The sequence below is a fragment of the Salinibacterium sp. NG22 genome, from assembly GCF_015864925.1.
GTDB lineage: Bacteria > Actinomycetota > Actinomycetes > Actinomycetales > Microbacteriaceae > Rhodoglobus.
Map to the genome: position 1 here is coordinate 1,430,201 of NZ_JADYWG010000001.1, position 23,067 is coordinate 1,453,267.

29 protein-coding genes and 1 pseudogene are annotated in these 23,067 nt (G+C 62.7%); 13 read left to right on the top strand and 17 right to left on the bottom strand.

What is annotated here, in order from left to right:
• Nucleotides 1–86: 86 nt before the first annotated feature.
• On the top strand, nucleotides 87–482 hold the full coding sequence (locus tag I6E81_RS06995) for a CrcB family protein (protein ID WP_197106619.1): 396 nt from the start codon (nucleotides 87–89) through the stop codon (nucleotides 480–482).
• Nucleotides 479–856: a CrcB family protein gene (locus tag I6E81_RS07000; protein WP_197106620.1), complete on the top strand. Its 378-nt coding sequence runs from the start codon at nucleotides 479–481 to the stop codon at nucleotides 854–856. Before I6E81_RS06995 ends, I6E81_RS07000 begins: the two co-directional genes overlap by 4 nt.
• Nucleotides 857–887: 31 nt before the next feature.
• Here the strand turns inward: I6E81_RS07000 and I6E81_RS07005 are convergent, their stop codons facing one another.
• Genes I6E81_RS07005 through I6E81_RS07015 form a run of 3 tightly spaced genes read right to left on the bottom strand, consistent with a single transcriptional unit; the run spans nucleotide 888 to nucleotide 3,323 of the window.
• Nucleotides 888–1,517 carry a phosphoribosylanthranilate isomerase gene (locus I6E81_RS07005; RefSeq protein ID WP_197106621.1) on the bottom strand — a complete coding sequence of 210 codons (630 nt, stop codon included), beginning with the start codon at nucleotides 1,515–1,517 and terminating at the stop codon, nucleotides 888–890.
• Nucleotides 1,514–2,398, bottom strand: coding sequence for a carbohydrate kinase family protein (locus I6E81_RS07010; protein ID WP_197106622.1), 885 nt, complete (start codon nucleotides 2,396–2,398; stop codon nucleotides 1,514–1,516). The genes I6E81_RS07005 and I6E81_RS07010 overlap by 4 nt, the downstream gene beginning before the upstream one ends.
• 13 nt (nucleotides 2,399–2,411) lie before the next feature.
• Nucleotides 2,412–3,323, bottom strand: coding sequence for a pseudouridine-5'-phosphate glycosidase (locus I6E81_RS07015; RefSeq protein WP_197106623.1), 912 nt, complete (start codon nucleotides 3,321–3,323; stop codon nucleotides 2,412–2,414).
• 127 nt (nucleotides 3,324–3,450) lie between these two features.
• Here I6E81_RS07015 and I6E81_RS07020 point away from each other — a divergent pair, with 127 nt between their 5' ends.
• A complete protein-coding gene (locus tag I6E81_RS07020; RefSeq protein ID WP_197106624.1) occupies nucleotides 3,451–4,344 on the top strand; it encodes a LysR family transcriptional regulator in 894 nt (297 codons plus the stop codon).
• Between the two features lie 39 nt (nucleotides 4,345–4,383).
• Here I6E81_RS07020 and I6E81_RS07025 read toward each other — a convergent pair whose 3' ends face one another.
• Nucleotides 4,384–5,505: an NAD(P)-binding domain-containing protein gene (locus I6E81_RS07025; RefSeq protein ID WP_197106625.1), complete on the bottom strand. Its 1,122-nt coding sequence runs from the start codon at nucleotides 5,503–5,505 to the stop codon at nucleotides 4,384–4,386.
• A 155-nt stretch (nucleotides 5,506–5,660) separates the two neighbouring features.
• On the opposite strand from I6E81_RS07025, the gene I6E81_RS07030 reads away from it, so the two are divergent.
• The gene (locus I6E81_RS07030; protein WP_197106626.1) at nucleotides 5,661–5,894 is read left to right on the top strand and encodes a DUF3073 domain-containing protein; all 234 of its coding nucleotides are present in this window, start codon (nucleotides 5,661–5,663) and stop codon (nucleotides 5,892–5,894) included.
• Between the two features lie 80 nt (nucleotides 5,895–5,974).
• Here the strand turns inward: I6E81_RS07030 and I6E81_RS07035 are convergent, their stop codons facing one another.
• Together I6E81_RS07035 and purM are read right to left on the bottom strand one after the other, a co-directional pair.
• Nucleotides 5,975–7,348, bottom strand: coding sequence for an aminotransferase class V-fold PLP-dependent enzyme (locus I6E81_RS07035; RefSeq protein ID WP_197106627.1), 1,374 nt, complete (start codon nucleotides 7,346–7,348; stop codon nucleotides 5,975–5,977).
• Between the two features lie 102 nt (nucleotides 7,349–7,450).
• Nucleotides 7,451–8,557: a phosphoribosylformylglycinamidine cyclo-ligase gene (gene purM / locus I6E81_RS07040; RefSeq protein ID WP_197106628.1), complete on the bottom strand. Its 1,107-nt coding sequence runs from the start codon at nucleotides 8,555–8,557 to the stop codon at nucleotides 7,451–7,453.
• Between the two features lie 140 nt (nucleotides 8,558–8,697).
• Here purM and purF point away from each other — a divergent pair, with 140 nt between their 5' ends.
• Nucleotides 8,698–10,155, top strand: coding sequence for an amidophosphoribosyltransferase (gene purF, locus I6E81_RS07045; protein ID WP_197106629.1), 1,458 nt, complete (start codon nucleotides 8,698–8,700; stop codon nucleotides 10,153–10,155).
• A gap of 46 nt (nucleotides 10,156–10,201) precedes the next feature.
• Here the strand turns inward: purF and I6E81_RS07050 are convergent, their stop codons facing one another.
• Nucleotides 10,202–10,564, bottom strand: coding sequence for a hypothetical protein (locus I6E81_RS07050; RefSeq protein WP_197106630.1), 363 nt, complete (start codon nucleotides 10,562–10,564; stop codon nucleotides 10,202–10,204).
• The gene (locus tag I6E81_RS07055; protein WP_197106631.1) at nucleotides 10,561–10,932 is read right to left on the bottom strand and encodes a sterol carrier family protein; all 372 of its coding nucleotides are present in this window, start codon (nucleotides 10,930–10,932) and stop codon (nucleotides 10,561–10,563) included. Before I6E81_RS07055 ends, I6E81_RS07050 begins: the two co-directional genes overlap by 4 nt.
• Nucleotides 10,933–10,979: 47 nt before the next feature.
• Between I6E81_RS07055 and purD the strand changes: the two genes are divergently transcribed.
• From purD to I6E81_RS07070, 3 genes are all read left to right on the top strand, one after another.
• A complete protein-coding gene (gene purD / locus I6E81_RS07060; RefSeq protein WP_197106632.1) occupies nucleotides 10,980–12,230 on the top strand; it encodes a phosphoribosylamine--glycine ligase in 1,251 nt (416 codons plus the stop codon).
• A 35-nt stretch (nucleotides 12,231–12,265) separates the two neighbouring features.
• Entirely contained in the window at nucleotides 12,266–13,135 is an 870-nt protein-coding gene (locus tag I6E81_RS07065) for a phosphoribosylaminoimidazolesuccinocarboxamide synthase (protein ID WP_197107195.1), read from the top strand.
• A gap of 76 nt (nucleotides 13,136–13,211) precedes the next feature.
• Nucleotides 13,212–13,868: an NYN domain-containing protein gene (locus I6E81_RS07070; protein ID WP_197106633.1), complete on the top strand. Its 657-nt coding sequence runs from the start codon at nucleotides 13,212–13,214 to the stop codon at nucleotides 13,866–13,868.
• A gap of 125 nt (nucleotides 13,869–13,993) precedes the next feature.
• Here I6E81_RS07070 and I6E81_RS07075 read toward each other — a convergent pair whose 3' ends face one another.
• A complete protein-coding gene (locus I6E81_RS07075; RefSeq protein WP_197106634.1) occupies nucleotides 13,994–14,476 on the bottom strand; it encodes a GNAT family N-acetyltransferase in 483 nt (160 codons plus the stop codon).
• Between the two features lie 107 nt (nucleotides 14,477–14,583).
• On the opposite strand from I6E81_RS07075, the gene I6E81_RS07080 reads away from it, so the two are divergent.
• Nucleotides 14,584–14,949 (top strand): hypothetical protein, encoded by a 366-nt coding sequence (locus tag I6E81_RS07080; RefSeq protein ID WP_197106635.1) that lies wholly within the window; start codon nucleotides 14,584–14,586, stop codon nucleotides 14,947–14,949.
• Here the strand turns inward: I6E81_RS07080 and I6E81_RS07085 are convergent.
• From I6E81_RS07085 to I6E81_RS07095, 3 genes are all read right to left on the bottom strand, one after another.
• A complete protein-coding gene (locus I6E81_RS07085) occupies nucleotides 14,936–15,505 on the bottom strand; it encodes a hypothetical protein (RefSeq protein WP_197106636.1) in 570 nt (189 codons plus the stop codon). The genes I6E81_RS07080 and I6E81_RS07085 overlap by 14 nt on opposite strands.
• A gap of 123 nt (nucleotides 15,506–15,628) precedes the next feature.
• Nucleotides 15,629–15,778, bottom strand: coding sequence for a hypothetical protein (locus tag I6E81_RS07090; protein ID WP_197106637.1), 150 nt, complete (start codon nucleotides 15,776–15,778; stop codon nucleotides 15,629–15,631).
• Nucleotides 15,775–16,137: a PadR family transcriptional regulator gene (locus tag I6E81_RS07095; protein WP_197106638.1), complete on the bottom strand. Its 363-nt coding sequence runs from the start codon at nucleotides 16,135–16,137 to the stop codon at nucleotides 15,775–15,777. Before I6E81_RS07095 ends, I6E81_RS07090 begins: the two co-directional genes overlap by 4 nt.
• A gap of 88 nt (nucleotides 16,138–16,225) precedes the next feature.
• On the opposite strand from I6E81_RS07095, the gene I6E81_RS07100 reads away from it, so the two are divergent.
• The gene (locus I6E81_RS07100; RefSeq protein WP_197106639.1) at nucleotides 16,226–16,720 is read left to right on the top strand and encodes a GNAT family N-acetyltransferase; all 495 of its coding nucleotides are present in this window, start codon (nucleotides 16,226–16,228) and stop codon (nucleotides 16,718–16,720) included.
• Nucleotides 16,721–16,819: 99 nt separating this feature from the next.
• Here the strand turns inward: I6E81_RS07100 and I6E81_RS07105 are convergent, their stop codons facing one another.
• Nucleotides 16,820–17,293, bottom strand: coding sequence for a hypothetical protein (locus I6E81_RS07105; protein ID WP_197106640.1), 474 nt, complete (start codon nucleotides 17,291–17,293; stop codon nucleotides 16,820–16,822).
• Between the two features lie 177 nt (nucleotides 17,294–17,470).
• Here I6E81_RS07105 and I6E81_RS07110 point away from each other — a divergent pair, with 177 nt between their 5' ends.
• Together I6E81_RS07110 and I6E81_RS07115 are read left to right on the top strand one after the other, a co-directional pair.
• Nucleotides 17,471–18,703 (top strand): sensor histidine kinase, encoded by a 1,233-nt coding sequence (locus I6E81_RS07110; protein WP_197106641.1) that lies wholly within the window; start codon nucleotides 17,471–17,473, stop codon nucleotides 18,701–18,703.
• Entirely contained in the window at nucleotides 18,700–19,344 is a 645-nt protein-coding gene (locus I6E81_RS07115) for a DNA-binding response regulator (RefSeq protein ID WP_197106642.1), read from the top strand. The genes I6E81_RS07110 and I6E81_RS07115 overlap by 4 nt, the downstream gene beginning before the upstream one ends.
• Here the strand turns inward: I6E81_RS07115 and I6E81_RS07120 are convergent.
• From I6E81_RS07120 to I6E81_RS07130, 3 genes and pseudogenes are all read right to left on the bottom strand, one after another.
• A complete protein-coding gene (locus tag I6E81_RS07120; protein WP_197106643.1) occupies nucleotides 19,341–19,688 on the bottom strand; it encodes a hypothetical protein in 348 nt (115 codons plus the stop codon). The two genes, I6E81_RS07115 and I6E81_RS07120, sit on opposite strands and share 4 nt — an antisense overlap.
• Nucleotides 19,689–19,753: 65 nt before the next feature.
• Nucleotides 19,754–20,335, bottom strand: a complete 582-nt coding sequence (locus tag I6E81_RS07125) for a DUF4166 domain-containing protein (RefSeq protein ID WP_197106644.1) — start codon at nucleotides 20,333–20,335, stop codon at nucleotides 19,754–19,756.
• Between the two features lie 149 nt (nucleotides 20,336–20,484).
• Nucleotides 20,485–20,880 (bottom strand): annotated as a pseudogene (locus I6E81_RS07130) (MarR family winged helix-turn-helix transcriptional regulator); the annotation flags it as partial.
• A gap of 62 nt (nucleotides 20,881–20,942) precedes the next feature.
• Here I6E81_RS07130 and I6E81_RS07135 point away from each other — a divergent pair.
• Nucleotides 20,943–21,311 carry a VOC family protein gene (locus I6E81_RS07135; RefSeq protein ID WP_197106646.1) on the top strand — a complete coding sequence of 123 codons (369 nt, stop codon included), beginning with the start codon at nucleotides 20,943–20,945 and terminating at the stop codon, nucleotides 21,309–21,311.
• A gap of 48 nt (nucleotides 21,312–21,359) precedes the next feature.
• Here the strand turns inward: I6E81_RS07135 and I6E81_RS07140 are convergent, their stop codons facing one another.
• Entirely contained in the window at nucleotides 21,360–23,012 is a 1,653-nt protein-coding gene (locus I6E81_RS07140) for a molybdopterin-dependent oxidoreductase (protein ID WP_197106647.1), read from the bottom strand.
• Between the last annotated feature and the right edge of the window lie 55 nt (nucleotides 23,013–23,067).

Consider the following 23,067-nt stretch of genomic DNA (forward strand, 5'->3'; position numbering starts at 1 on the left):
CGCGCGTGGCACAGGTCCGCGCCCGGTTGCCATAAGGTGACTGGTAGGCAGTACAGCCCCCAGAACTGGCATCTGAAAGGCAGCGCATGATCCGTGAACTCGCTGCCGTTGCCATTGGCGGTGCTATCGGCACCGGAATGCGGTTCGCTCTCGATCTTGCCTTTGCCACCGACGATGGGCTGTTTCCCCTCTCCACTCTGATCGCCAATATCGTCGGGAGTTTCGTGCTGGCGCTCGTCGTCGCCGAGCTATGGACACCCGCTCCGGTCTGGGCCCGCGCCGGCTTAGGCGCCGGTCTTCTCGGTTCCTTCACGACGTTCTCCGCTTTGGCCGTCGCCGTCGTGCAACTCATTGGTGCCGACCAGCTCATCCCCGCCCTCATTTACCTCGCGGCCACCATGGTGCTCGGACTCGCCGCAGCCGCACTGGGCCTGCGCCTCGGTTTCGCTCGCGCACGCCGCCCTGACCTGGTGAACGAATGACCGCGGGCGTGGTGTTTGCGATCCTGGGCGCCGGAGCCGCCGGGGCCGTCTTGCGCTACCTCACCGCACGCGCGTTTGTTCCGAACAAGCGGTTTCCGTGGGCCGTGCTCGTCGTCAACGTCATCGGCTCTGCCCTCGGCGGCACCTTGGCTGGCATGGCGCACATTGGCACGATCGACCCTAACCTCGAGCTCGTGCTGCTCACCGGACTCTGCGGTGGACTCACCACCTTCAGTACTCTCAGCGTTGAAACAATGCAGATCGCCACTATGAAGCGACTCCAGACCGCCGTCGCTAGCGTTGCCGCCAACCTCGTGCTCGGCATCGGCGTCGCCGCCGCGACCTACTTCGGCCTCATCGCGCTCGCGACTTAGCCTCGTCGTTCGGCTGCGTCGCCTGTGGGGTTTACCCCGCCGCTGAGACGGCGCGAACGGCTTCCACGAAAGCTCGGATGAGGGCCGGATCTTTCACTCCGCGACTCACCTCGACGCCGCTTGAGACGTCAACACCACCCGGCTGCATGATGCCGACAAGCTCCGCCACATTCTGCGGGGTGAGGCCGCCGGCCAGAATCCAGAAGTCATCAGGCGCAGCATCCGACAGCAGGCTGGGGTCGAACGCTGCTCCCCCACCCGGCGTAACCGCGTCGATCAACAACCGGTCGTCGGCGCGCAATGCTCCGTCACGACTGAGCCGGCGGTAATCATCAATCGACAGGGCGCGGATGGTGCCGAAGCCTTCTGCCCGCAGCCGGTCAAATTCTGCCTCAGTTTCATCACCGTGCAACTGCACTGTCGCGACACCGGCAGCGCTCGCGGTGCGGAGCACCGTATCGATCGACTGGTTGCGAAAAACGCCCACCGTTTCCAACGCGGACGGAAGGCCCGCGATGAGGGAACGCGCGTGCTCGGCACTGACCTCACGGGGGCTGCCGGGAGCGAAAACGAACCCGATCGCGTCGGCGCCGCTGTCGGCTACCGCCGCTGCGGCATCCGCAGTACTGATGCCACAGATTTTCACAAAGAGGCGAGTCATTTCGTTGCGGCTCCGGACGATGCTCCCGGGGATGCCAGCACGAGCGCCGCGGAGGCGTGACCGCCCACGCACGCCTTCTGCAGGTCGCGGCTAGCCAAGTACGACGTCAGGAATCCTGCAGCGAAGGCATCACCGGCACCGGTGAGGTCTCGGACCTCGGGAACCGGTGGCACCGCAACCGTCAGCGGCTCCCGACCAGGCTCGTGAACGAGGGTGGGATCCGCTCCCGCCTTCGTCACGATGATGGTGTTGGCGAGTCTCGCAGCGACAGCACCCGGCTGCCCATCGACGACGACTCCGAGACATTCCATCTCGCTCGCGTTGCCGATCAAGAAGTCGGGGCTGAGGTCAGCCATGAGATCAAGGAAACGGTCGATGCCGTACTGGGCGAGCATCCCCGTGGAGGAGACGTCGATCGACACGAGAATCCCGCGCTGCTTGGCACGACGAATCACATCAATCACGGTTTCGCCAACGGGCGCTCCGTTGAAGGAATAGGCCGAGACGTGCAGCAGCTCGAGGCCGTCGAGCCACTCATCCGGAACCTCATCGAGCATTGTTGCTGCCGCCCGGTTCGGCACCATGCTGCGTTCGCCGTCTTGGTCGATCAGGATGATGACGGTGCCGGTGACGTGTTTGCGCTGCACGCGTACATCAACACCTTCCGCCTCGAGACCCTCAACAAGCAGGGAGCCGAGGTGGTCGTTGCCGACACAGCCGATGAAGCGCGTGGGGCCGAGGCGGCCGGCGAAGCTGGCAACGTTCGCACCGCTACCGCCGCGGGTGTGGAAGATCTCCGCCGCCGTATCGGTGCCATGCCTCAGCGGTTCAGCCAGCCAGACGACAACGTCTTCAACGAGGTCGCCGATGATTCCGAGCACGTGTCGACTGCCGCTAGCGCGTGAGCGCCGTGGCGACGAGTCCACCGAGCGAGACGTTGCCGCGGTAGACCTCGACGTTGACGTCGAGGCTGACGCCCTTGGTGTCCTTCTGGATGAAGTCGAGCAGGAACGGGGTTGAGGCGTTGCCGCTGATGCCCTGCTTCTCGGCCTCAGCCCAGGCACGAGCGAGGATGTCGTCGAGCTGTTCCGGCGGAAGCTGCTTGTCGGCGGCGACGGGGTTGGCCAGCAATACCGACTGCGGGAGTCCGAGTTCATCGCGGGCGGTGACAACGGCGGCGACCTCTTCGGGAGTGTCGACCGAGTAGCCGATGCTGAAGCCTGAGTCAGTGACATAGAAGCCCGGGTACTTGGTGGTGCCGTAGCCGATGACGGGGATGTTGAGGGTCTCGAAGCGTTCGAGGGTTGCGGGGATGTCGAGAATCGACTTCACTCCGGCGCTGATGACGAGGATGGGGATCTGCGCCAACGTGGTCATGTCGGCCGACTCGTCGAAAGTTTCGGAGGCACCGTGGTGAACGCCACCGAGACCGCCGGTGGAGAAGACCTTGACGCCTGCGTGGTGCGCGAGGAACGCGGTCGCTGCGACGGTGGTGCCACCGTGGATGCCGAGCGCGCGAACAACAGGAAGGTCGCGAAGGCTGGCCTTGGCAATATTGTCAGTGTTGGAAAGTTCAGTGATCTGTTCGGTGCTGAGGCCGACAGTTGGCACACCGTTGAAGACACCGATCGTGGCGGGCGTGACGCCCTGCGCGCGAAGACCGGCTTCGGCTTCAAGAGCAACATCGAGGTTGCGCGGGCGAGGAAGCCCGTGGGTGAAGATTGTGGATTCGAGAGCGACAACGGGGCGGTTTTCACGCACAGCGTCTTGCACTTCTTGGGAAACGTGGATGACGGGTTCAGACATAGTCAATCTCTTTCTTCGCTGTGCTTCTTCACTGATGCTCGGCCGGAGGCGTACCTCTCTCCCCACCGTAACCAGTCGATTACCAAGAATCCAGAAAGAGTCACGAGAGTTTCGATAGGTTTAACCTATGCAAATCACACTGCGGCAAGTGGAGATCTTTGTCGCCGTTGCCGAGTTCGGGCATTTCGGTCGCGCAGCCGAAGCGCTCCACATCTCTCAACCGACGGTGAGCCAAGAAGTCAGTCGGCTGGAACGCGCTCTCGACATCGCACTGCTCGATCGGTCTGGGCGATCAGCCACGCTCACCCCGGCAGGCGAGGCGATGGCCCTCGAGGGTAAAAGTTTGCTCGCTCACGCAACTCAGGTCGTGCTTGATGTGAAGCTGCACGAGCCGAGCCGCCTGCGCACCGTGCGCGTCGTTGCCTCGCCGAGCGTCGTGAACCGGCTGCTCCCCGCCGTGATCAGCAAAGCGGAGCAGTCCCTGGCCTCGACTCGCATCGAAGACATTCCTGTAGACACCGGAGGAGTGTCGGCCCACCTCGTCACCGAACAGGCCGATATCGGGCTTGGCCGCTTCCTTGACGACCTCGACGGCTACAGCGTTGAGGTGCTCGCCGAAGAACAAGTCTTTGTCGCGATCAGCCGCAAACACCCCCTGGCGGATGCCGCCCACCTCGAACTCCCGGAGCTCGGCGATCTTCCCCTGTTGCTGTGGCCGCGCGAACAGAATCCCGCCTACTTCGACTACTTGCTCGAGATCTGCACCTCACGCGGGCTGAGCCCGCTGCTTCTGGTGAGCCCGCCCCGAATCGTGGGTTCGCGGCTCTATCTACTCTCGGAGTCGCGCGCATTCTCGCTCGTCTCCGCCGCCCTCATCGGCCACCTGCCCGAGGATCTCGTTGCCATTCCGCTGGCCCGACCGGCAACTCTGCCTCTCGAAATGCAGTGGCGCACGAGCGACAGCCGGCCCCAGCTTGCCGCACTTCGCGCACTGATTCGCGATGTGGCATCCGCCGGCTAGCGACGCCCGCGTTCCCGACAGCTCGCGGTTGCGAAAGCGCTAGCGCCCGTTCTTCATGGCTTGAATTTTGCTGAGGGTGGCGATGGCTTGGCGGGCGATCATCCGCCCCGCACGGTTGGCACCGATAGTGGATGCCTGCGGCCCGTACCCGGCGAAGAAGACACGGGGGTCTTTCCAGGCGACGCCCTGCCCGACGGCCACGCCGCCCTCTTTCTCGCGCAGTTTCAGCGGAGCAAGGTGGCGCAGTTCTGGGCGGAAACCGGTGGACCAGATGATGGCATCCGCCTGCTGGAAGGCACCATCTTTCCAGCGCACCCCACCGGGTTCGATGCTGGAGAACATGGGCCGCGGCGTCAAAACGCCTCGCTCGATGCCGGCTTGGATGCGGCGGGTGCGCGGAACGCCCGTGCCGCTGACGATGCTGGGGAGGGCTCGGCCTGCCCGCGCCGCCTCATCCTGCACCAGCACAGCTTCTTTGCGCGCTTCAAGGTTGAGGCCGCCATCTTCGAGGAAGTCGATGGGCCGGCGGCTCACCCAGGTGAGGTTGCTGGCGATGTTTTCGAGTTCGAGCAGGAACCCGATCGCTGACGTTCCTCCGCCGACCACGACAACACTCTGGTCGGTGAACTCGCGGGCGCTGCGGTATTCGCTCGTGTGAAGGTGGCGGCCCTCAAACGACTTGAGCCCCGGGTACCACGGAATAAACGGTGCACCCCAGGTGCCCGTGGCGTTGATGACGAGCATCGTGCTGACAGTTTTTGTTTCTTCGCCATCGAGGGTGAAAGTCACGTTCAGATGTTCGCCGAGGTTATCGACGGCGATAACATCCGCATTGCGCACGACCTGAAGGCCATAGTGCTCTTCGTAGGCGCGGTAGTAGTCGGCGACAACTTTCTTGGCCGGCATATGTTTGTCGGCAGTCTCAAAGCTGAGCCCCAGCTCGTCGAGACCGGGAAGATCATTGATGCGGTGGGCGGAACCAATGCGCAACGCTTCCCAACGGAATTGCCACGCGCCCCCCGTATTGGGGCCGCGGTCGAGGAGCACGAAGTCGTTGCCGGGGTCGAGGCCAAGTCGCCGCAAATAGTAGGCAACAGAGAGGCCCGCTTGGCCAGCACCAATAACGACAACAGAGGTGTCGGTTTCAGTGGTGGATGTCACGGGCTAACGTTACCCGTGAACACCCCACCTGTGCACCGCCCACGAAGACCTTTCTGTCCATCGTGCTAAACTTCAGGTTAGTTTTCATCCATCCCTGTTCGCTCGTTCGCTGGCCACCGTCAGTGCACCGGGACAGAAGCATGAGGGGGTCTCGAATGGGACGCGGCCGTCAAAAGGCAAAGCACACCAAGGTTGCTCGGGATTTGAAGTACTTCAGCCCAGACACCAACTATGGTGCACTCGCTCGCGAGTTGAGCGGGTCAGAAAGCGCTGCTCCGGTGTCGGAAGACAGCGAAAAGTGGCCGGAGTACTCCGCTGGTAGTTCATACAGCGACGAATACGACGTTGAAGAAGATGACGAGGACGACGAGGAAACTCGTAGCGCCTAATAACGCACCTTCTGCACACAAGGCGAGCACCAGACCCTCCGGGGTCGGATGCTCGCTTCGTGCGTTAACGCGGTGCCGGGCTAGCGCTCGCGCGACCACTCCACGAGAGTCGGCACAGCGTCTTCGGCAAAGCGCTCATAGTCGTCGGCAGTGTTGTAGGCGTGCGCCGAAAGCCGCAGATAGCCGGTGTCACGGAAGCTCGTGACTTGGGTTTCGAATCCGAGTTCGTCCGTGATGCGTTGGCGAACAGCTTGCGCATCGTCATGGCTTGCGCCGAGAGCGCCGGGGAGCCGCAAGAGGCGCATTCCCGGAGCGGGGGCTGCGACATCCACTCGCGACTCTTCACCAGACGCAGCATCGAGCGCATCGGCGACAACGTCGGTCGAGTAGTCGAGCAGTGACTCGATGTAGCCACGAATGGAATCCCAGCCGATGCGGGCTTCGAGCCCCGTGATGGCGTCGACGCTAGCGAGGTACGGCGTGTAGTCGAATGTGCCCTGGTGGTCGAATCGACCGGGGAAGGGCTCATCCATTCCCCACGAATCGATTACCGGGTACAGGTTTTTGGCGAACTTCTTTTCGGCCACGAGCACTGCGCTGCCCCGAAAACCGCAGGCAAATTTGTGCAAATTGCCAACCCAGGCGGATGCCGCAATGCCCTCGGCCGGGCGGTACTGAATTCCCGGGGCGTGGGCTGCATCCACGAGCAGAGGAACCCCGTGCTTCGTGGCCAACTCGGCGAGCGCCGCGACCGGGAACTCGCGCGCGGTGGCGGAGGTCGAGGCGTCGATGATGAGGCCAGCAGGCTTCTTGGCAAGTGCTTTGCCGAGAACCGTAAGGATCTGCTCGGGCGTGGCATCGAGTTCGATGGGCACGGTGCGCAGTTTGGCTCCGCGCTGGCGGGCCTCGCGACGAGCCGAGAACGCGACCGCTCCGTAGGCGTGGTCGGTGATGAGCAGCTCGTCACCGGCGTTGAGCATGAGGGCGCGGATGGCGGCCGTCATTCCGGCACTGGCGTTGGGGACGAAACCGAAACGGTCGGCATCCACGCCAAGGAAATCGGCGAGACCTTCGCGAGCCTGAGCGAGACGCTCGGGTGCGGCCATGAACCAACGCTGCGGTGCGCTCTCGGTTTCTTGGAGGTACGCGAGGCGACGCAGTTGGGCAAAGACGGGGACCGCACCGAAGGAGCCGTGATTGATGTGGCGCCAGCGGGAGTTCAGACTCCAGAGCGCGGCGGCCGGGGAACCATCGCGGGTCAGCAGCGGTTCGGGGCGTTGTGTGCCGTCTACCTGATCCGCGTCGTCGTGGCCGTCATCCGAGTCAGCTTCGTTCACGGTCACGACGTCGTCGCCGTCGTGCTGCTCGTCCACGGGTGTGGGTACTTCTTCGGGTTCTGCTGATTGCACGTCGTTGTCGACGTCAACCGAGTTATCGGGCTGCTTAGTTGCCATAGCGCCCATTCAAGCGCACGGCACGACCATTCGCCTTCGTGGCACCCGGTCACTCACAAAATGAGGTTGCGCTTCGTCTCCTGTCGACGACATCGCGAGCAGTTAATTCGCGTACGAACCGCTCAAGCGCACAGCGCCACCATTGACACCCTTGGCTCCCTGTTCGAAGCCAGAAAGATCATGGGCGGCCATCGAAACACGACCGACTTCCCACGAGGGGATGCCGTCGGCAGTGAGGGCGGCGATTGTCGCGTCGGCAGCATCCGCCGCCACAATCGCGATCATGCCGATGCCGAGGTTCCAGGTTCCTTCGGCACTTTCGAGGCTGGAACCAGCCAGGTCAGACAGCACGCGGAATACGGTGGGCGGCGACCAGGTCGAGCGCTCAACTTCAACCCACGAGCCGACAGGCAGCACGCGCGCGAGGTTAGCGGCGATGCCACCACCGGTGACGTGACTGAGCGAATGCACGGCGCCGGGCTGAGCGTCAAGCAGGTTGAGCAGCGGCATTGTGTAGAGGCGAGTCGGCTCGAGGAGAACTTCACCGACGACTCCGCCGAGTTCGTTGAGGTGGTCGCTGTAGCCGACCTTGTTGTTGGCCAGAATGTGGCGAACAAGCGAGAAACCGTTCGAGTGGATGCCCGAGGACTCCATCGCGATCACAACATCGCCATCGGCAACAAGGTGCGGGCCGAGCTGGGATCCGGCTTCAACCACACCGGTTGCTGCACCGGCAACGTCGTAGTCGTCGGGCCCGAGAAGACCGGGGTGTTCTGCCGTTTCGCCGCCGACGAGCGCGGTGCCGGTAGCCGAGCATCCACGAGCAATACCGGCAACGATGTCGGCGATACGCGAGGGAACGACCTTGCCGCACGCGATGTAGTCGGTCATAAAGAGGGGCTTGGCGCCCACGACGATGATGTCGTCAACAACCATGCCGACGAGATCTTGACCGATGGTGTCGTGCTTGTCGAGAGCCTGAGCGATCGCGACCTTCGTGCCCACGCCATCCGTCGATGTTGCCATCAGAGGGTGCTTGTAGTCCTTGAAGAACGAGGCGTCATAGAGGCCAGCGAAACCGCCAAAACCTCCGACCACGTTGGGCCCATGAGTGGCACTGACGGCCGCCTTCATGAGTTCGACGGCGCGGTCACCAGCAGCGGTATCGACACCGGCTGCGGCATAGCTGGAAGAAGAGTTCTCGGTCACGGCTCAAGCGTACCGGTCTGCGGGTTTTACACGCAGCAGCACCCCCGCTTCCCCGCAGCAACAGCACTGCCAGATGTGAGAAGCTAGACCGTACTCACACCGGGTACGCGCTCTACGACCTCAGGGAGCCACGCGAAAGCATGTGCGGCATTGTCGGTATCGTCTCTTCTCAGCCCGTCAACCAGCAGGTTTATGACGCCCTGCTGCTCCTGCAGCACCGCGGTCAAGACTCCACAGGAATCGCCACCGCCGACGGCAGCACTCTGCACTTGCAGAAAGCCAACGGGCAAGTGCGTGAGGCATACCGCACTCGCGACATGCGCAACCTTGTCGGCACCTCCGGCCTCGGCCACGTGCGCTACGCCACCAAAGGCAACGCTTTCAATGAAAATGAAGCCCAGCCGTTCTATGTGAACGCGCCCTACGGCATCATCCTCGTTCACAACGGCAACTTGACGAACACGCAGCAGCTCACCGATGAGCTGTTCCGCATCGACCGTCGCCACCTCAACACCACGAGCGACACTGAACTGCTCGTCAACGTGTTGGCCAACGAACTTCAAGAGCAGGTGTCGGGGCTCGACCTCGACCCCGAGCAAGTTTTCACCGCCATCGAGCGCGTGCACGACCGCGTTGAGGGCTCCTACGCCGCGATCGCGCTGATCGCTGGTCACGGCTTGCTCGCGTTCCGCGACCCCTACGGCATCCGCCCCTTAGTTTTGGGCCGCCGTCAAACTGGTCTCGTCGGCTACGAGTGGATCGTGGCATCCGAATCTCTCGTGCTGGAAAGCGCCGGATACGAACTGGTGCGGGATGTTGCCCCCGGCGAAGCGATCTTCATCACACCCGACGGCGAAATGTTCTCCAAGCAGTGCGCCAAAGCACCAGTGCTGATCCCATGCTCGTTCGAATATGTCTATCTGGCCCGACCGGACTCGATCATGAACGGCATCTCGGTTTATGAAGCTCGCCTGCGCTTGGGCGACAAACTGGCCGACACCATCTCGAAGTTCACCCCCATGGGCGACATCGACGTTGTGATGCCCATCCCCGACTCCTCGCGCCCCGCCGCAATGCAGGTCGCCCAGAAGCTTGGCGTCGAATACCGCGAAGGTTTCTACAAGAACCGCTACGTTGGCCGCACCTTCATCATGCCCGGCCAGGCCGAGCGCAAGAAGAGCGTCAAGCAGAAGCTGAACGCCATGGGCACCGAGTTCAAGGGCAAGAACATCCTGATCGTGGATGACTCCATCGTGCGTGGCACCACCTCGAAAGAGATCGTGCAGATGGCTCGTGAAGCCGGCGCCAACAAGGTCACCTTCACCTCCGCTGCACCTCCCGTGCGCTACCCACACGTGTACGGCATCAACATGCCGACGCGCGCTGAACTCGTTGCCCACGGGCGCAAGATTCCCGAGATCGCTCTGGAGATGGGCGCTGACGCTCTCATCTACCAAGAGGTCGCCGACATGCAGGCCGCGATCACTGAAGGATCCGACGTCTCAGCTCTCGAAATGAGCTGCTTCACGGGCGAATACGTTTCGGGCAACATCACGCCCGAATACCTCGACTGGCTTGAGCTCACACAACTGAGCTAGCGCGGCGCGTTTCTCGGGGTGAACTTCCGCGGGGTGCAGCTCGTTGTTACTCGAGCGTGCCCTCGTACGCTTCTGGTTCTGAGATCTCGTGCTCGGCCGTGCCGATCTTGGCACGACGGCGCGAGGAACGGTCGGCGATCAGCGCAACGAGAGCTCCGACTGCGACACCGGCAGGAATACCAAAGAGACTGAAGTAGCCAAAGAGAGCCCCGAATCCGACCGAAGGGTCAGCGGGGAACGACATCGTGAGAATGAACGTGGCGGCGGCACCGAGCCCACCACCGACAATCATGAACGCGCCGTACTTAGGCGCACGGCGGATGCTCACGCCCGTTGATTCGACCGTGGTCTTCATCGCAGGCTGCTGCGGGGCGGATGCCGCGGGCTCGTGTTCTGGCGTAATACTCACGGCACTATTCTCTCCCACACAACTGGGAGGTATTCGCTGAGGTCGGCACGCGACCCTGAGGCACTGATGTCGCCGGAGTCGAGGGCTTCGGCCCACTCTCGTGTTCCCGTGGCAAGGGCAATCCAGGTCGCGGCATCCATCTCAACAACATTGGGCGGAGTGCCGCGCGTGTGGTTGGGGCCTTCGATGGCTTGAACGGCACCGAACGGCGGCACTCGCACTTCAACCGAGTTGCCTTCGGCATTCTTCGCGAGCACCTGCAAGAGGTAGCGCACTGCGGTTGCGGTGGCGTCGCGGTCTGCTCGACCGTCGCGCACCATCCGGATGCTCGCTTCACCAGCAATGGGGGCTATTTTCAGCTGTGCCATGCCTTAACGCTAACAACAGTGCCTGTGGGCTTGGTTAGGCTGTGCTTGTGCGAATTCTTGTTCTTGGATCCGGTGCCCGCGAGCACGCCATTGTGACGTCACTTCTCAGTGAGGAGGAGACGCACGAAATCACGGCTGCGCCCGGCAATGCCGGTATTGCATCGGTCGTGGAGACGGTCGCGCTCGACCCTACTCGGGGAAGCGTCGTTACCGAATACGCCCTCGATAATGACATCGAACTGGTCATCATCGGGCCCGAGGCTCCCCTGGTTGAGGGCGTCGCTGATGCTCTTCGCCGCCGCGGCATCGCCGTGTTCGGCCCCGGCAAGGCTGCCGCTGCTCTTGAGGGCAGCAAAACTTTCGCCAAGCGCATCATGGATGCCGCCAACGTGCCCACCGGTCGCGCCCACCGCGCCGGCTCTCTCGAAGAAGCCACTGCGGCTCTCGACGAGTTCGGCGCCCCTTACGTAGTGAAGGCCGACGGCCTCGCAGCTGGCAAGGGCGTTCTTGTCACGGGCGACCGCAACGCCGCCGTCGATCACGCCAAGCACTGGCTCACCTACGGCAGCGTGCTCGTCGAGGAATACCTCGCCGGCGAAGAAGTTTCCCTCTTCCTGCTGAGCGATGGCCACAACGTTGTTCCGCTCTCGCCGGCGCAGGACTACAAACGCGCCTACGACGGCGATGACGGACCCAACACGGGCGGCATGGGTGCGTACTCGCCGCTCAACTGGCTCCCCGACGGATTCGTTGACGAAGTGATCAACACCATCGCGCTGCCCACGATCCGCCAGCTCGCTGAAGAACAGACACCATTTATCGGACTGCTCTACTGTGGGCTCATTGTCACTCGGGACGGCATCCGCGTCATCGAATTCAACGCTCGCTTCGGTGACCCCGAGACGCAAGTTGTGCTCCCCCGCTTGGTCACCCCGCTCAGCTCGCTGCTCTACGCCGCAGCAACTGGCGGCCTTGCCGACCACGCAGCGCCCATCTTCAGCGACGACGTTGCCGTGACGGTTGTTCTCGCGAGCGAGGGCTACCCCGAGAACCCCAAGATCGGTCGCCCAATTACCGGACTGGATGCCGCCCTCGCCGTTCCCGGAATCACCATCGCCCACGCGGCCACCGCCAAAAAGGGTGACGAGTTTGTCGCCACCGGCGGACGCGTGCTCAGCGTTGTCGCGACCGGCGAAACCTTTGCGGTCGCCCGCGAACGTGCCTACGAAGCTCTCGGGCATATTCACCTTGAGGGCTCACACTTCCGCAGCGATATCGCTTTGCGCGTCGCGAAGTGAGCGACGTTGTGAACGACGCTGCTGGCGCGGATGCTATTGCCGGGGCGGATGCTGCTGCTGGCGCGTGGACGCTGACGTATTCCGGCAAAGTCCGCGACCTGTATGTACGGGCCGACGAGCCACAGCTTGTGCTCATGGTTGCCAGTGATCGCGTGAGTGCGTTTGACCACGTGCTAGAGCCGGGCATCCCGAGCAAGGGCGCGCTGCTGACGCAACTGAGCAAGTGGTGGTTCGCGCAGCTGGCTGACATGCCGAACCATTTGGCGGATGCCGCTGGCGTTGATGCGCCCGCTGAGCTTGCTGACCGATCGATGATCGTGAAGCGCTTGGAAATGTATCCGGTGGAGTGTGTCGTTCGCGGCTACCTGTCGGGCAGCGGCTGGCTTGAATATCAGGAGTCGCAGAGCGTGTGCGGCATTGCGCTGCCTGCTGGTTTGAGCGATGGCGACCGCCTGCCCGAACCGATTTACACCCCGGCGTGGAAAGCGCCGATGGGTGAGCACGACGAAAACATCAGCTTTGAGCGCACCGTCGAACTCGTGGGTGCTGAGGTTGCGACGGCGCTTCGGGATGCTTCGCTCGACGTCTTCGCCCGAGCCTCCGCCATCGCGGAAACTCGTGGCGTGATTCTCGCTGACACCAAGTTCGAATTCGGCGCCGACCCGGAGACCGGTGCTCTCGTGCTCGCCGACGAAGTTCTGACGAGCGACTCAAGTCGTTACTGGGATGCTGAACTTTATGCCGCCGGTGGCCCGGGCCGTCTCGCGAGCTTCGACAAGCAGATCGTGCGCAACTGGCTTTCCGGGAACTGGGACAAGCAGGGCGTACCGCCCGAGCTTCCCGCTGACATCGTGGAGCAGACTGCTGCGCGGTATCGCGAGCTAATTGAGCGGCTTACCGTGTAGCTTTGGATTGATCAGTTTCCGCGATCCGCTGTGGAAAGCGAACTATCGAGAGCTCTCGGATGAGTACGCTCCAGAGATGAACCCGCGCAAAACTGTCATGGTTTACATCGATGGGTTCTCGCTATACAAGGGGATGCTTCAACGCAGCTTTCCCGAATATAAGTGGCTTGACCTCGAAGCGCTGGCCGCACGGCTCCTTCCCCGTCGCAGCGTCGCGGGCGTCAAGTTTTTCACGGCACCGCTTAAGCCTCTTACGAACGACCCCGGTGTTGGGCAGCGCCAGCAGGTTTACTGGCGTGCTCTGCAGACGACACGCGTAGAAATTGTCGAGGGTAAGTTCAATTTTTCGAAGCAGTACTTGCCGCTGCATCCTGAAGAGTTAGACGAAGCGGGTCGTGTCAGGACCGTGCTGATTAAGCGGCCGGAGGAGAAGGGCAGCGATGTGGCGCTTGCATCTCATCTCATCGTGGATGCGCTGGAAAACCGGGCGGACTCATACGCACTGATTACCAACGACTCGGACCTCGTTCCGCCACTGCAGCTGCTCAGTGCACGCGGGAAAGACCTCACACTCGTGTCCGTCGCGAACGAGAAATACAACAAGGCATTCGACACTGCTGGGCTTCAGACGATCCGCCAAATACGCCGTGGCGCTCTCGCGTCATCACAGTTCCCTGCGGCTTTGCGAGATGCGGAGGGACGAACTATTCGAAAACCGCCGACTTGGCCATGAAATAAAGCAGGCCCCCGATCTCTCGAGGGCCGCGCCCGGTAGCCGAAGCATCCGGGTGGTTATAAGTAGATGTTAGCGCACTCGGCCAATAGTTTCCTAAGATTTCTCACCGCTGCTTCGTGGGTTCAACTAGTCGAGAACCGCACCAGCATCGTGTCGGAGTTACCGGAACGACCGACAACCTGAAATCCGAGCCGAGAGTACAGCGAGCGGGCGCGGTTTCCGTCCTCGACGCTCAGACTGATGCCGGGCATCCCTCGCTCGGCCGCCGCCGCGATCACCTCCCGCAGGAGACGCTCTCCAATCCCTTGACCGCGAAAGCCGTCGAACGTCGTGATACTCAGTTCAGGGATCGTTTCTTCAACGAATCCATAGCCGGGGTGCTTTGCGGGAAACAAGACCAGCCAGGCGACTGCGCGGACGTCGCCGATGGCTTCGTCCAGCATTCCGAAGTCTTCGCCACGAGGGAAATCGGAATAGTAGTGCGCGAGTTCCTCGGACTGATCGAGATCGTCGAAGGTGAAACGAAGCCCGCACCAGTTCATGTTGGCCAACGTTGCTGCCCTCAGAAGGGGCCGATCAGATGCGGTGAGCAAACGAATCGACATGCGCCAACTCTAAGACGGATTGAGTTAGCAACTCGTGAGCCAACCACCGTTTGTGAAGTAATCTTCAGCTACGAGTCGGCCGCTTGCCGCTCAAGGATCGGGGGATCATGAAGCGGGCTACCTGGGTCGAAGGCTTTGTGCTCATCGCCCTGGGCATGTTGGTGTCGGGCGGCGTGCTGCTGAACCTTGGCGCGAACAATTACGAGGGGCAATGGAGGAGTTGCACCGACCACACATCTCGACCTGAAGCGCTGAGCGGAGCCGGCGAATACCGGATCGTTGCATCATTCTCGTTGTTCCCCCTCGGCTTCAACTGCGAGTACTCGTCCTACAGCGCTTCCGAAGAGCCCGTTAACGTCTTTCTCGACCAAGGGACTGTTCCCGCGATCTTCGGCATCGCGCTCACGTGGATCGGCGGCGGAGTGATTGCGAGCGGTGCGATTCTCAGTCACCGGGCGCTTAGCGGGCCGTGACGTTGAGGATGCCCGCCTGAGCGCACGTCTGCGGAAAGTCTTTCTGCAGACCGGTGGTGTCACCGAAGCTCAGCGGCTCGAGAACATTCGCAGCCCACCCGCCATCAGGGTCGGAGACGAAGTCGTAGCTAGGCCATTGCGTGAGCATCGCCTCAGCGGCGACTAGTCGTTCGGCATCCTCGTCGCCAGCCGCGGTCAGGTACTCGGCCTCCCACGCACACAGCCAGGTGAAGTGCGCGACGGTCGCGCCGGCACCAGATTGCAGCACTCCGTCATCCGTTGATCCGAGGTCCAGGCCCTCAGGCACGCCGGTGGGGTATGCCGCACCGCTGGGCAGTGGCTCGCCCATCGTTTCGATTGCGGCGAGATACTCGAAGTAGGCGGTGCCTTCGGTCACGCGGACCGGTCCCTCTGGGGTTTCGTTCACGACGAACGAAGGATCAACATCGGGTTGCGTGGGGTCAGGCCCGACGCCCGTGTCCGCAGGGCTGCCCGGCCACAAGAAGAACGCCGCAGAGATAGCTGCGGCCACAATCACCACTGCGCCGAGGGCCATCCGCACACCCGATCGAGATGTATCGGCGGGATCGGCAGAAGAAGAGCCGTCATCGGGGGTGCCTTCCTGCCCCAGAATTTCAGCCGGCGAGCCGAAGGCTGCGATGGCCGCAGTCGCGTCGGCCTACGATGACGAGGGAGGGATGGTCTCGTGCAAGTGGCTAGCGATTTCTTCCCGCAACTCGAGACGACGAGGTGCAGTGAGTGAGCCCGACGCCGCATCGAACTCGCGAAGGTAGGCCGTGACGGTCGGATGCTCGGCAGCGGTAGTCATGACTGCTCACTCTCACTAGATGCGGAAGGGATGGTCTGCAGAAGTGTTCCGACGGAGCCGGAGAACTGGCGCCAATCTTCACGGAAGAGTTCAAGGTCGCGACGACCGACATCCGTGAGGCTGTAATAGCGTCGCGGTCGCTCGGTGTCGCTCACTTCCCAGTGGCTGCTGACTTGACCCGCTTCTTGGAGGCGGCTCAGCAGCGGGTACACGGTGCCCTGGCTCGTCAGCAACTGACCGACGTCATTCAGTTCGCGAACGATTTGTAGCCCGAAGCGCGGGCCGGTCGAGAGCAACGCGAGGATGCACGGCCCAACGACCCCTCGCCGGAGTTGGGTGCTTGCTGCGCTTTCGACCATGCCGTCGACGATACCTTGTGTCGCAAGAGTTAAACAAGAGAAACGGTCACATCTTCCCTTCCGCCGAAGCGACTGGCACGATAATCAGATGACCACCATTCTTCGCGACCCAGTGCCGGCCGACGCCGACGCTCTCGCTCAATTGCATGTCGCGAGCTGGCGGGAAGCCTATTCGCACCTGCTGCCGGAGGACTTTTTCACGGCCGAGTATGTGGCCGGACGCCAGAAGATGTGGAATCACATCCTTAACCATCCGCGAGCGGAGCGGTGCATCCAAGTCGCTGACCTCGCCGGCACAATCGTTGGATTTGCTTCGGTTGGGCGGGAGGCCACCGTCAAAGAAACTACCGTGCCTGCGCACGCCCAACTCGAAGCGATTTATGTTGTGGCGGCGCACCATGGCACCGGTATCGGTCAGGCATTGCTCGACGCGACCCTAGGCGACTCGCCTGCTGCGCTATGGGTCGCCAAGGACAATCCCCGGGCTGTGGCCTTCTACCGCCGCAATGGCTTCGAGTTCGACGGCACCGAAGACATCGACCCTGCGACTCCCCAACTCGTTGACGCGCGGATGGTGCGCTGACAGTCTGTGTGGCCAGTGACCTGCCGCCGCTACCGAAGCTGCGTACAGACGTAGTGCGCAGCTCCGGCGGGGAGATGCCCGGCCACCCGGGCATCCGCATCAACGCAGGGCGGTGGTTCCGAACGTGGCAAGCACACCGAACAGAACACCCCAGATGATGATCGAGATGATCTGCCACACGATCACGGCGTTGCGCGAAGCGCCGAACGACACCATCGCGGCCGAAGTGATCTGGCTGGGCAGGAGGGTTTGGCCGAGGAGGCTGACGCCGGCGACTCCGTAGCGATCAAACCGTTCGCGGAGCTTCTGGCGACGAGCTGTTTCCGGCTTGGGCTCGCGGCCCGCGGCAACCTTGGCACGAACCCGGTGGGCCACGAACACGAAGATCAGCATCGAGATGACGTTACCCACAATCGCAGCGATGATCGCGACCACCGGATTGACACCGGCAATAACCCCGATCACCGAGCCGCCGTACGACTCCACATAGGGAATCGCCGCGATCAGGATCACACCAACCCACTGCAGCAGTTCGGGCAACCCGGAAGTGAAGGAAGTGAAAGCGTCGTACATGGTGTGCCTTTCTAATGAGGATGACGTGAATCGTCCGGCTTGTCAGCGGCTGAGGTTCCGGCGATGAATCAATCTTCGCCGCGGATAATCGCGCTGGGCAGTGCCGCCGCGTCACGGCATCCGGTGAACTTTCGCACCCGCGACCGTGACAAATGTCACTGCTCTACGCTGGAGGCCATGCTCGAATCCACTACGCCTGCGACGCCCCGCGACGGCGAACAGGCTCGCGGCGTTCGCGGAGTGCGCGCCACCTGGAATTACACGCTCGGCTCCATCGTGTTCTTCTACATCGTGCTGAACGCGGTTGTGATTCTGAATATGCTCGCTGTTTTCGCCGCATCAGGCTCGCCACTTGATGGCCTTCTCATCGCGCTGACGGCGATTGCGGCTGCAGCCCAAGTGCGCGGATGCTGGTTCCTTCGCACGGAGCGAGGGCAGGGCATCCCGAACGTCGCCTGGCTCATCGCGCTTCTCGCCCCCGCCATTGCGGTCTGGGTGATCGGACTTTTCAGGCCCGAGGTGGGATTTCTTTCTGCTGTTCCGCTGTGGATGGCCGTGTGTGTGGTTGCTCCCCTCTTTCCGCGTCGCCAACTCTGGACACTGCTGGCCGTCGGGCTTGCGGCGTCCATCGCCCACCCTGTGCTCGCGACCATGATCTTCGGCAACCCCATCAGCCCTGCGGCGATTGCCGACGCCTGGCTGGTGTTGTTTTATGGAATTCTGCTGCCGCTCATGGTGCTTTCAGCCCTGTGGTGGTGGGACATTGTCGTCACCCTCGACCGTCTGCGTTCGAGCGCCGCCGAACTCGCTGTCACCGAAGAACGCCTGCGTTTCGCGTCTGACCTGCACGACATTCAGGGGCACCACCTGCAAGTGATTGCTCTCAAATCTGAGCTGGCCGAGCGGATGCTCGCCATCGACCCCGAGGCAGCCCGTGAACACATCCACGAAACTCGGATGATCGCCAAGCAGGCCCTCGAAGAGACCCGGTCACTCGTGGCCGGGTATCGCGAAGTTGAGTTGGACAACGAACTCGAGAACGCCCGCGAAGTGCTCGCGGCTGCTGGTGCTCAGTGTGATCTGGCCGTCGGCACGATGCCCGCCGACGCTGAGGTGCGTCGTGCATTGGGGCTCGCCGTGCGCGAGGCCACGACGAATATCTTGCGACACAGCGAAGCAACCCAAGTGTCGATCCAGCTCGCCAGCAACGACACCGAGAGCACGCTGGTGATCAGCAACAACGAACTGCGAAGCTCAGCCTCGGCGAGCGAAGTTCCCGGTAGTGGGCTAGTGGGGCTCCGAAGCCGCGTCGCCGCCCTCGGCGGAACACTTGATACCGCCGTCGATGACGCCGGAGATCGCTTCGAGCTGAGCGTGCGAGTTCCGGCGCGAGCGAGAGTGACAGCGTGAGCGAGGCTGGCGTGAGTGCAGCCGGCGAAGCGCCGCGCGTCATCCGCCTTCTCATCGCTGACGACGAGCATCTCATTCGCGGGGCCCTGAGTGCGCTGCTCAACCTGGAAGCCGATATCGAGGTCATCGCGAGCGTCGACAACGGTGTTGCGGCGGCGGAGCAAGCGCTCGAGCTGCAGCCGGATGTGTGTCTGCTCGACCTCGAAATGCCGCAGGCAGATGGCATCGAGGCGGCCACGCGCATCCTCTCGACCGTTGCGACGAAGGTCGTCATTGTGACTCGCCACGCTCGACCGGGCGTGCTGCGCCGGGCACTCGCCGCCCGCGTCTCGGGCTTCGTGCCCAAGTCGACGCCCGCCGAAGACTTGGCTGCTGTGATTCGGGATGTCGTGGCAGGCAAACGCTACATTGATCCCGAGATTGCGGCGACGGCTCTCACCGCCGACCGCTGCCCTCTCACTGATCGCGAGCTCGACGCGCTGCGGTTCAGCCGCTCCACGATGAGCGTGCAAGAAATCGCTGATGCTCTACACCTCGCGCCCGGAACCGTGCGCAACTACCTGTCATCGGCGATGACCAAGCTCGACGCTCGCTCGCGGCACGATGCCGCCGATAAGGCGTGGCAGCAGGGGTGGATTTAGCGGGCGGCTTCGCTTGCAGAAGCGCCCGCGGGCCGAGCGAAAGTGAGCGCCCACGACTGGGCTCCCTGTTCGGTCTCGACCCAGCCATCCGCTTCGATGTCGTGGCGGATCTTCGCAAGGTGCTCGGCCATGCGCGGCGCGTACGCTTCATCCGGATTCATCGGATCGAACATGTGATTTGACGAGAAGGTTCCACTTTCGTAGCGAGTGTCGCCATCTACCTTGCCGACAAAGCGCAGCGTTCGGTTGAACACTCCTGTTGTGTACGAGGTAAGCAATCTCGCCAGTTTTGAGATTTCGACGTCTTCGACTTCGATACGGAGCAACTCGCGTTGTGCGTTCATGCGTCCCATAGTGCGCCTCAAGCGCGCCGTTGTAAACGGGTCGTCAGGGGAACCCTGCGGCGGAGCTAGTTGTAGCCGTAAGCGAAGTACCCGACGTAGCGGAACCAGTCGCCGAGTAGCGGAGTGTGGAGCCGAACGTCCACGTGCTGTCGTCCGTCGGCCCACGACTCGTCGACGGTGACTGTGGCGAGCGCGGGGATGCGGAGGCGGAGGCCAGCCAGATGCAGCCATTGGCGGTCGGAGCGCAACCGCATGCGTCCATCCGTGACGGTAAGCGTCATGCGCACCTCGAAGCCGCCGCGCCTGCCCAAGAAGTCGTGCAGGCGGCCGTCGACGACGCGCATCTCATCCTGCAGGAAGCGATCTCGACCCGGAAAGTGGAAGGTGCGCACGGCGCCAAGGCCGCCGTCCGCTGTGGGTGTGTTGATGACATCGAAAGGTACGTTGCGCGCGTATTCCGGAAAGAGGATGCGTTGCCACGCCATAAACGCCAGCACCGGTTTTAGGATGCGCAGCGGCGACCCAGCAACGTCGAACACTCCGCTGCCGACACCGACTTGTTGCCCACCGTCGAAGTAGGGGCGAAGCTCAGGCGCTAGCTCGTCGAGTTCGGCGCCGAACACGCGCCGGTAGACCGATGCGCTCACAATTGCGCCTGCTCTTGCGATTGCTGACGTGTGGATGCCGCATGCCGGTCCGCCGGCAAACTAGGCTCCGCACCACCAGCAGCGGCACCAGCCCCAGCACTCGGCTCGCGCAGTGACGTCACGCACCGCGCCAGCAGATCGCCGAGCATCGCTTGCTCGGCGGCGCTCAGGGTGGACTTCATCCTGTCTTCAACATCTTTGACGGATGCACTGGCGGTGGCCAACTGGCGACGACCCTTCGCCGTGAGTTCGGCCGGCAGAACGCGCCCGGCAACCGGCTGTTCTGGTCGGGTGATGAGTCCGTCGCGCTCGAGGGATTGCAGCAGCACGTTCATGGCTTGGCGCGTAACGAAGGCTCCGCGGGCAAGCTCAGAGTTCGAGAGGCCGGGCCGCTGCGCCAAAAGTTCGAGGCACGAGTAGTGCGTGATGCTCATCCCGAGCGGGCGCAGCACCGCTTCCATCGCAGATCGGAGCGCGCTGGAGGCTTCCTTCAGGAGGTATCCCACCGAGGTTTCCAAATCGATTCCGGATGACTGTTGCTGCATGTCAACATTCTGACATAGAGTGCTCTATGTCAACTAATTGACATCAGAATCTAGGAGACATCATGACCCCAGCATCCGGCCCCGGCTTCATCTCACTGCAAGTTCGCGACCTCGACGCCGCAGGCGCCTTCTACGAAAAGTACCTCGGCTTGACCCGCCAGCCAGGTCCACCCCACGCGATCGTTTTCGGCACGACCCCGGCGGCATTCGCGGTGCGCTCCGCAGCTCCCGGCGTTGACCTCGACTCGGTCTCGCAACTCGGGCTCGGCGTCGGCATCTGGATGCACGCTCCCGACGCCCAGGGCATCCACGACACCCTCGCCGCCGACGGCATCACGATCACCTCGGCGCCCGTCGATGGCCCCTTCGGCCGCACCTTCACCTTCGCCGACTTCGACGGCTACCCGATCACGCTCCACGATCGCGCGTAGCGTGCGAGCACACCTCGATTAGAGCTGAATAGCCTTGAAATTTGGCGACTACGAAACCTGCACGCCGATGCGGTGCCAGCCCTCGGCGCCATCGGGCACGACCGGCACGGGGTCACCCGACTGAGTTGTGCCGTCAGCATCCGTGGCCCGCACCTCAATGATGTGGTTGCCGCTCGTGGCTTCCCATTCGTAAACCCACTGAACCCAGGTGTCGACCGAGATGGCGGTGGCGAGTTCTGCAGGTTCCCAGGTGCCGCTGTCGACGCGCACCTCGACGCCGGTCACACCCGTGTTCGGCGCCCAGGCAACTCCGGCGACCGCGAGAGTGCCTGCCTCAATCGATGCGTTTGAGGCGGGCACATCAATACGCGACTGCACTTTGACGGGGCCCTTCGCCGACCATCCGCGATCGGTCCAGTACGCGGTCGCGTCTGCGAAGCGCGTGACTTGCATCTCAACAACCCACTTGGTTGCCGAAACGTAGCCGTAGAGTCCGGGCACCACCATCCGCACCGGAAAGCCGTGTTCGCGCGGAAGCGGTTCGCCGTTCATCCCGACGGCAAGGATGCTTTCGCGAGACTCTTCTTGCAACGCCTCGATCGGGGTGCTCGCGGTAAAGCCGTCGATGCTGCGCGACAGCACCATGTCAGCTCCGGCGAGTGGCTTGGCCCGGGCGAGCAGTTCACGGATGGGGTAGCCAAGCCACATGGCGTTGTCGACGAGATCGCCACCCACCACATTCGACACGCACGAGAGCGTTGCGGCTGTCTCGACCAAGGGCAGCGCGAGTAGTTCGGCGAACGTGATTTCGATCTCGTTCTCGACCATTCCCGTGATCTTGAGGCTCCACTCATCCGCATCAATGTTGGGCACAACGAGCGCCGTGTCGATGCGATAGAAGTCAGCGTTGGGGGTGATGATCGGCGAAATGCCAGCGACGTCGAGACTCGCCCCGGCGGGGATTGCCGGAGCCGGGAACGCCGCAGCGGGCAACGTGAGAGCCGTGCGTACGGCATCCACGACACTGGCACTGGCGTTGACGACGCGAGCGCCGGCACCCACAAGAACGGCACCGATGGATGTCACACCGACGATGCGAAGAAAGTCGCGGCGCGACGCGGCCGGCACACGATTGGGCGTAGCGGAGGACCGCTGAGCACTGGCAGCGCGCGCTGCCGCTGCGGTACCGGCGGGCGTCGCGGCAGGCGCGGCCGGCGCAGAACTCACCCAGCGGCGCAACCGAATCATGGTGAGGCGCAACACCAGCACACCGGCAACAACGCCGAGAACGGTGGGCATCGGCCAGCTTGCGGAAGCTTGGGCACGGGTCGTGACGGCGATCGTCGCGACCACTCCGACGAAGACGAGCAGGATGACACCCCAGCTGGGCCGCGCGTACTCAATGAGACCAATTACCACAGCGAGAACCAGCACGAGCAGCCCAACACACAGCAGCAGCACGATCTTGTCGTTGGTTCCGAACAGCGCAATGGTGAGGTCTTTCAACCATGACGGTGCGAGGTCGATGACGAGGGAGCCGACAGCAAGCACGGGGCTGCTGGCGGGCGAGATGAAGACGGCGAAGAATTCGGCTACGGCGAGCACAACGGCGGCGCTGAGCACGCCAAGAAGTGCCGACCAAGCGCGGATGCGTTTCACGCTCAGTTCGGCGGGCGGGGCAGTCTTCGTCGTGGAGGTCACAGGCGAATCGCTTCTTCCTAAGTATGACGAGAGACCGTAGGTCTAGACGCCGGGC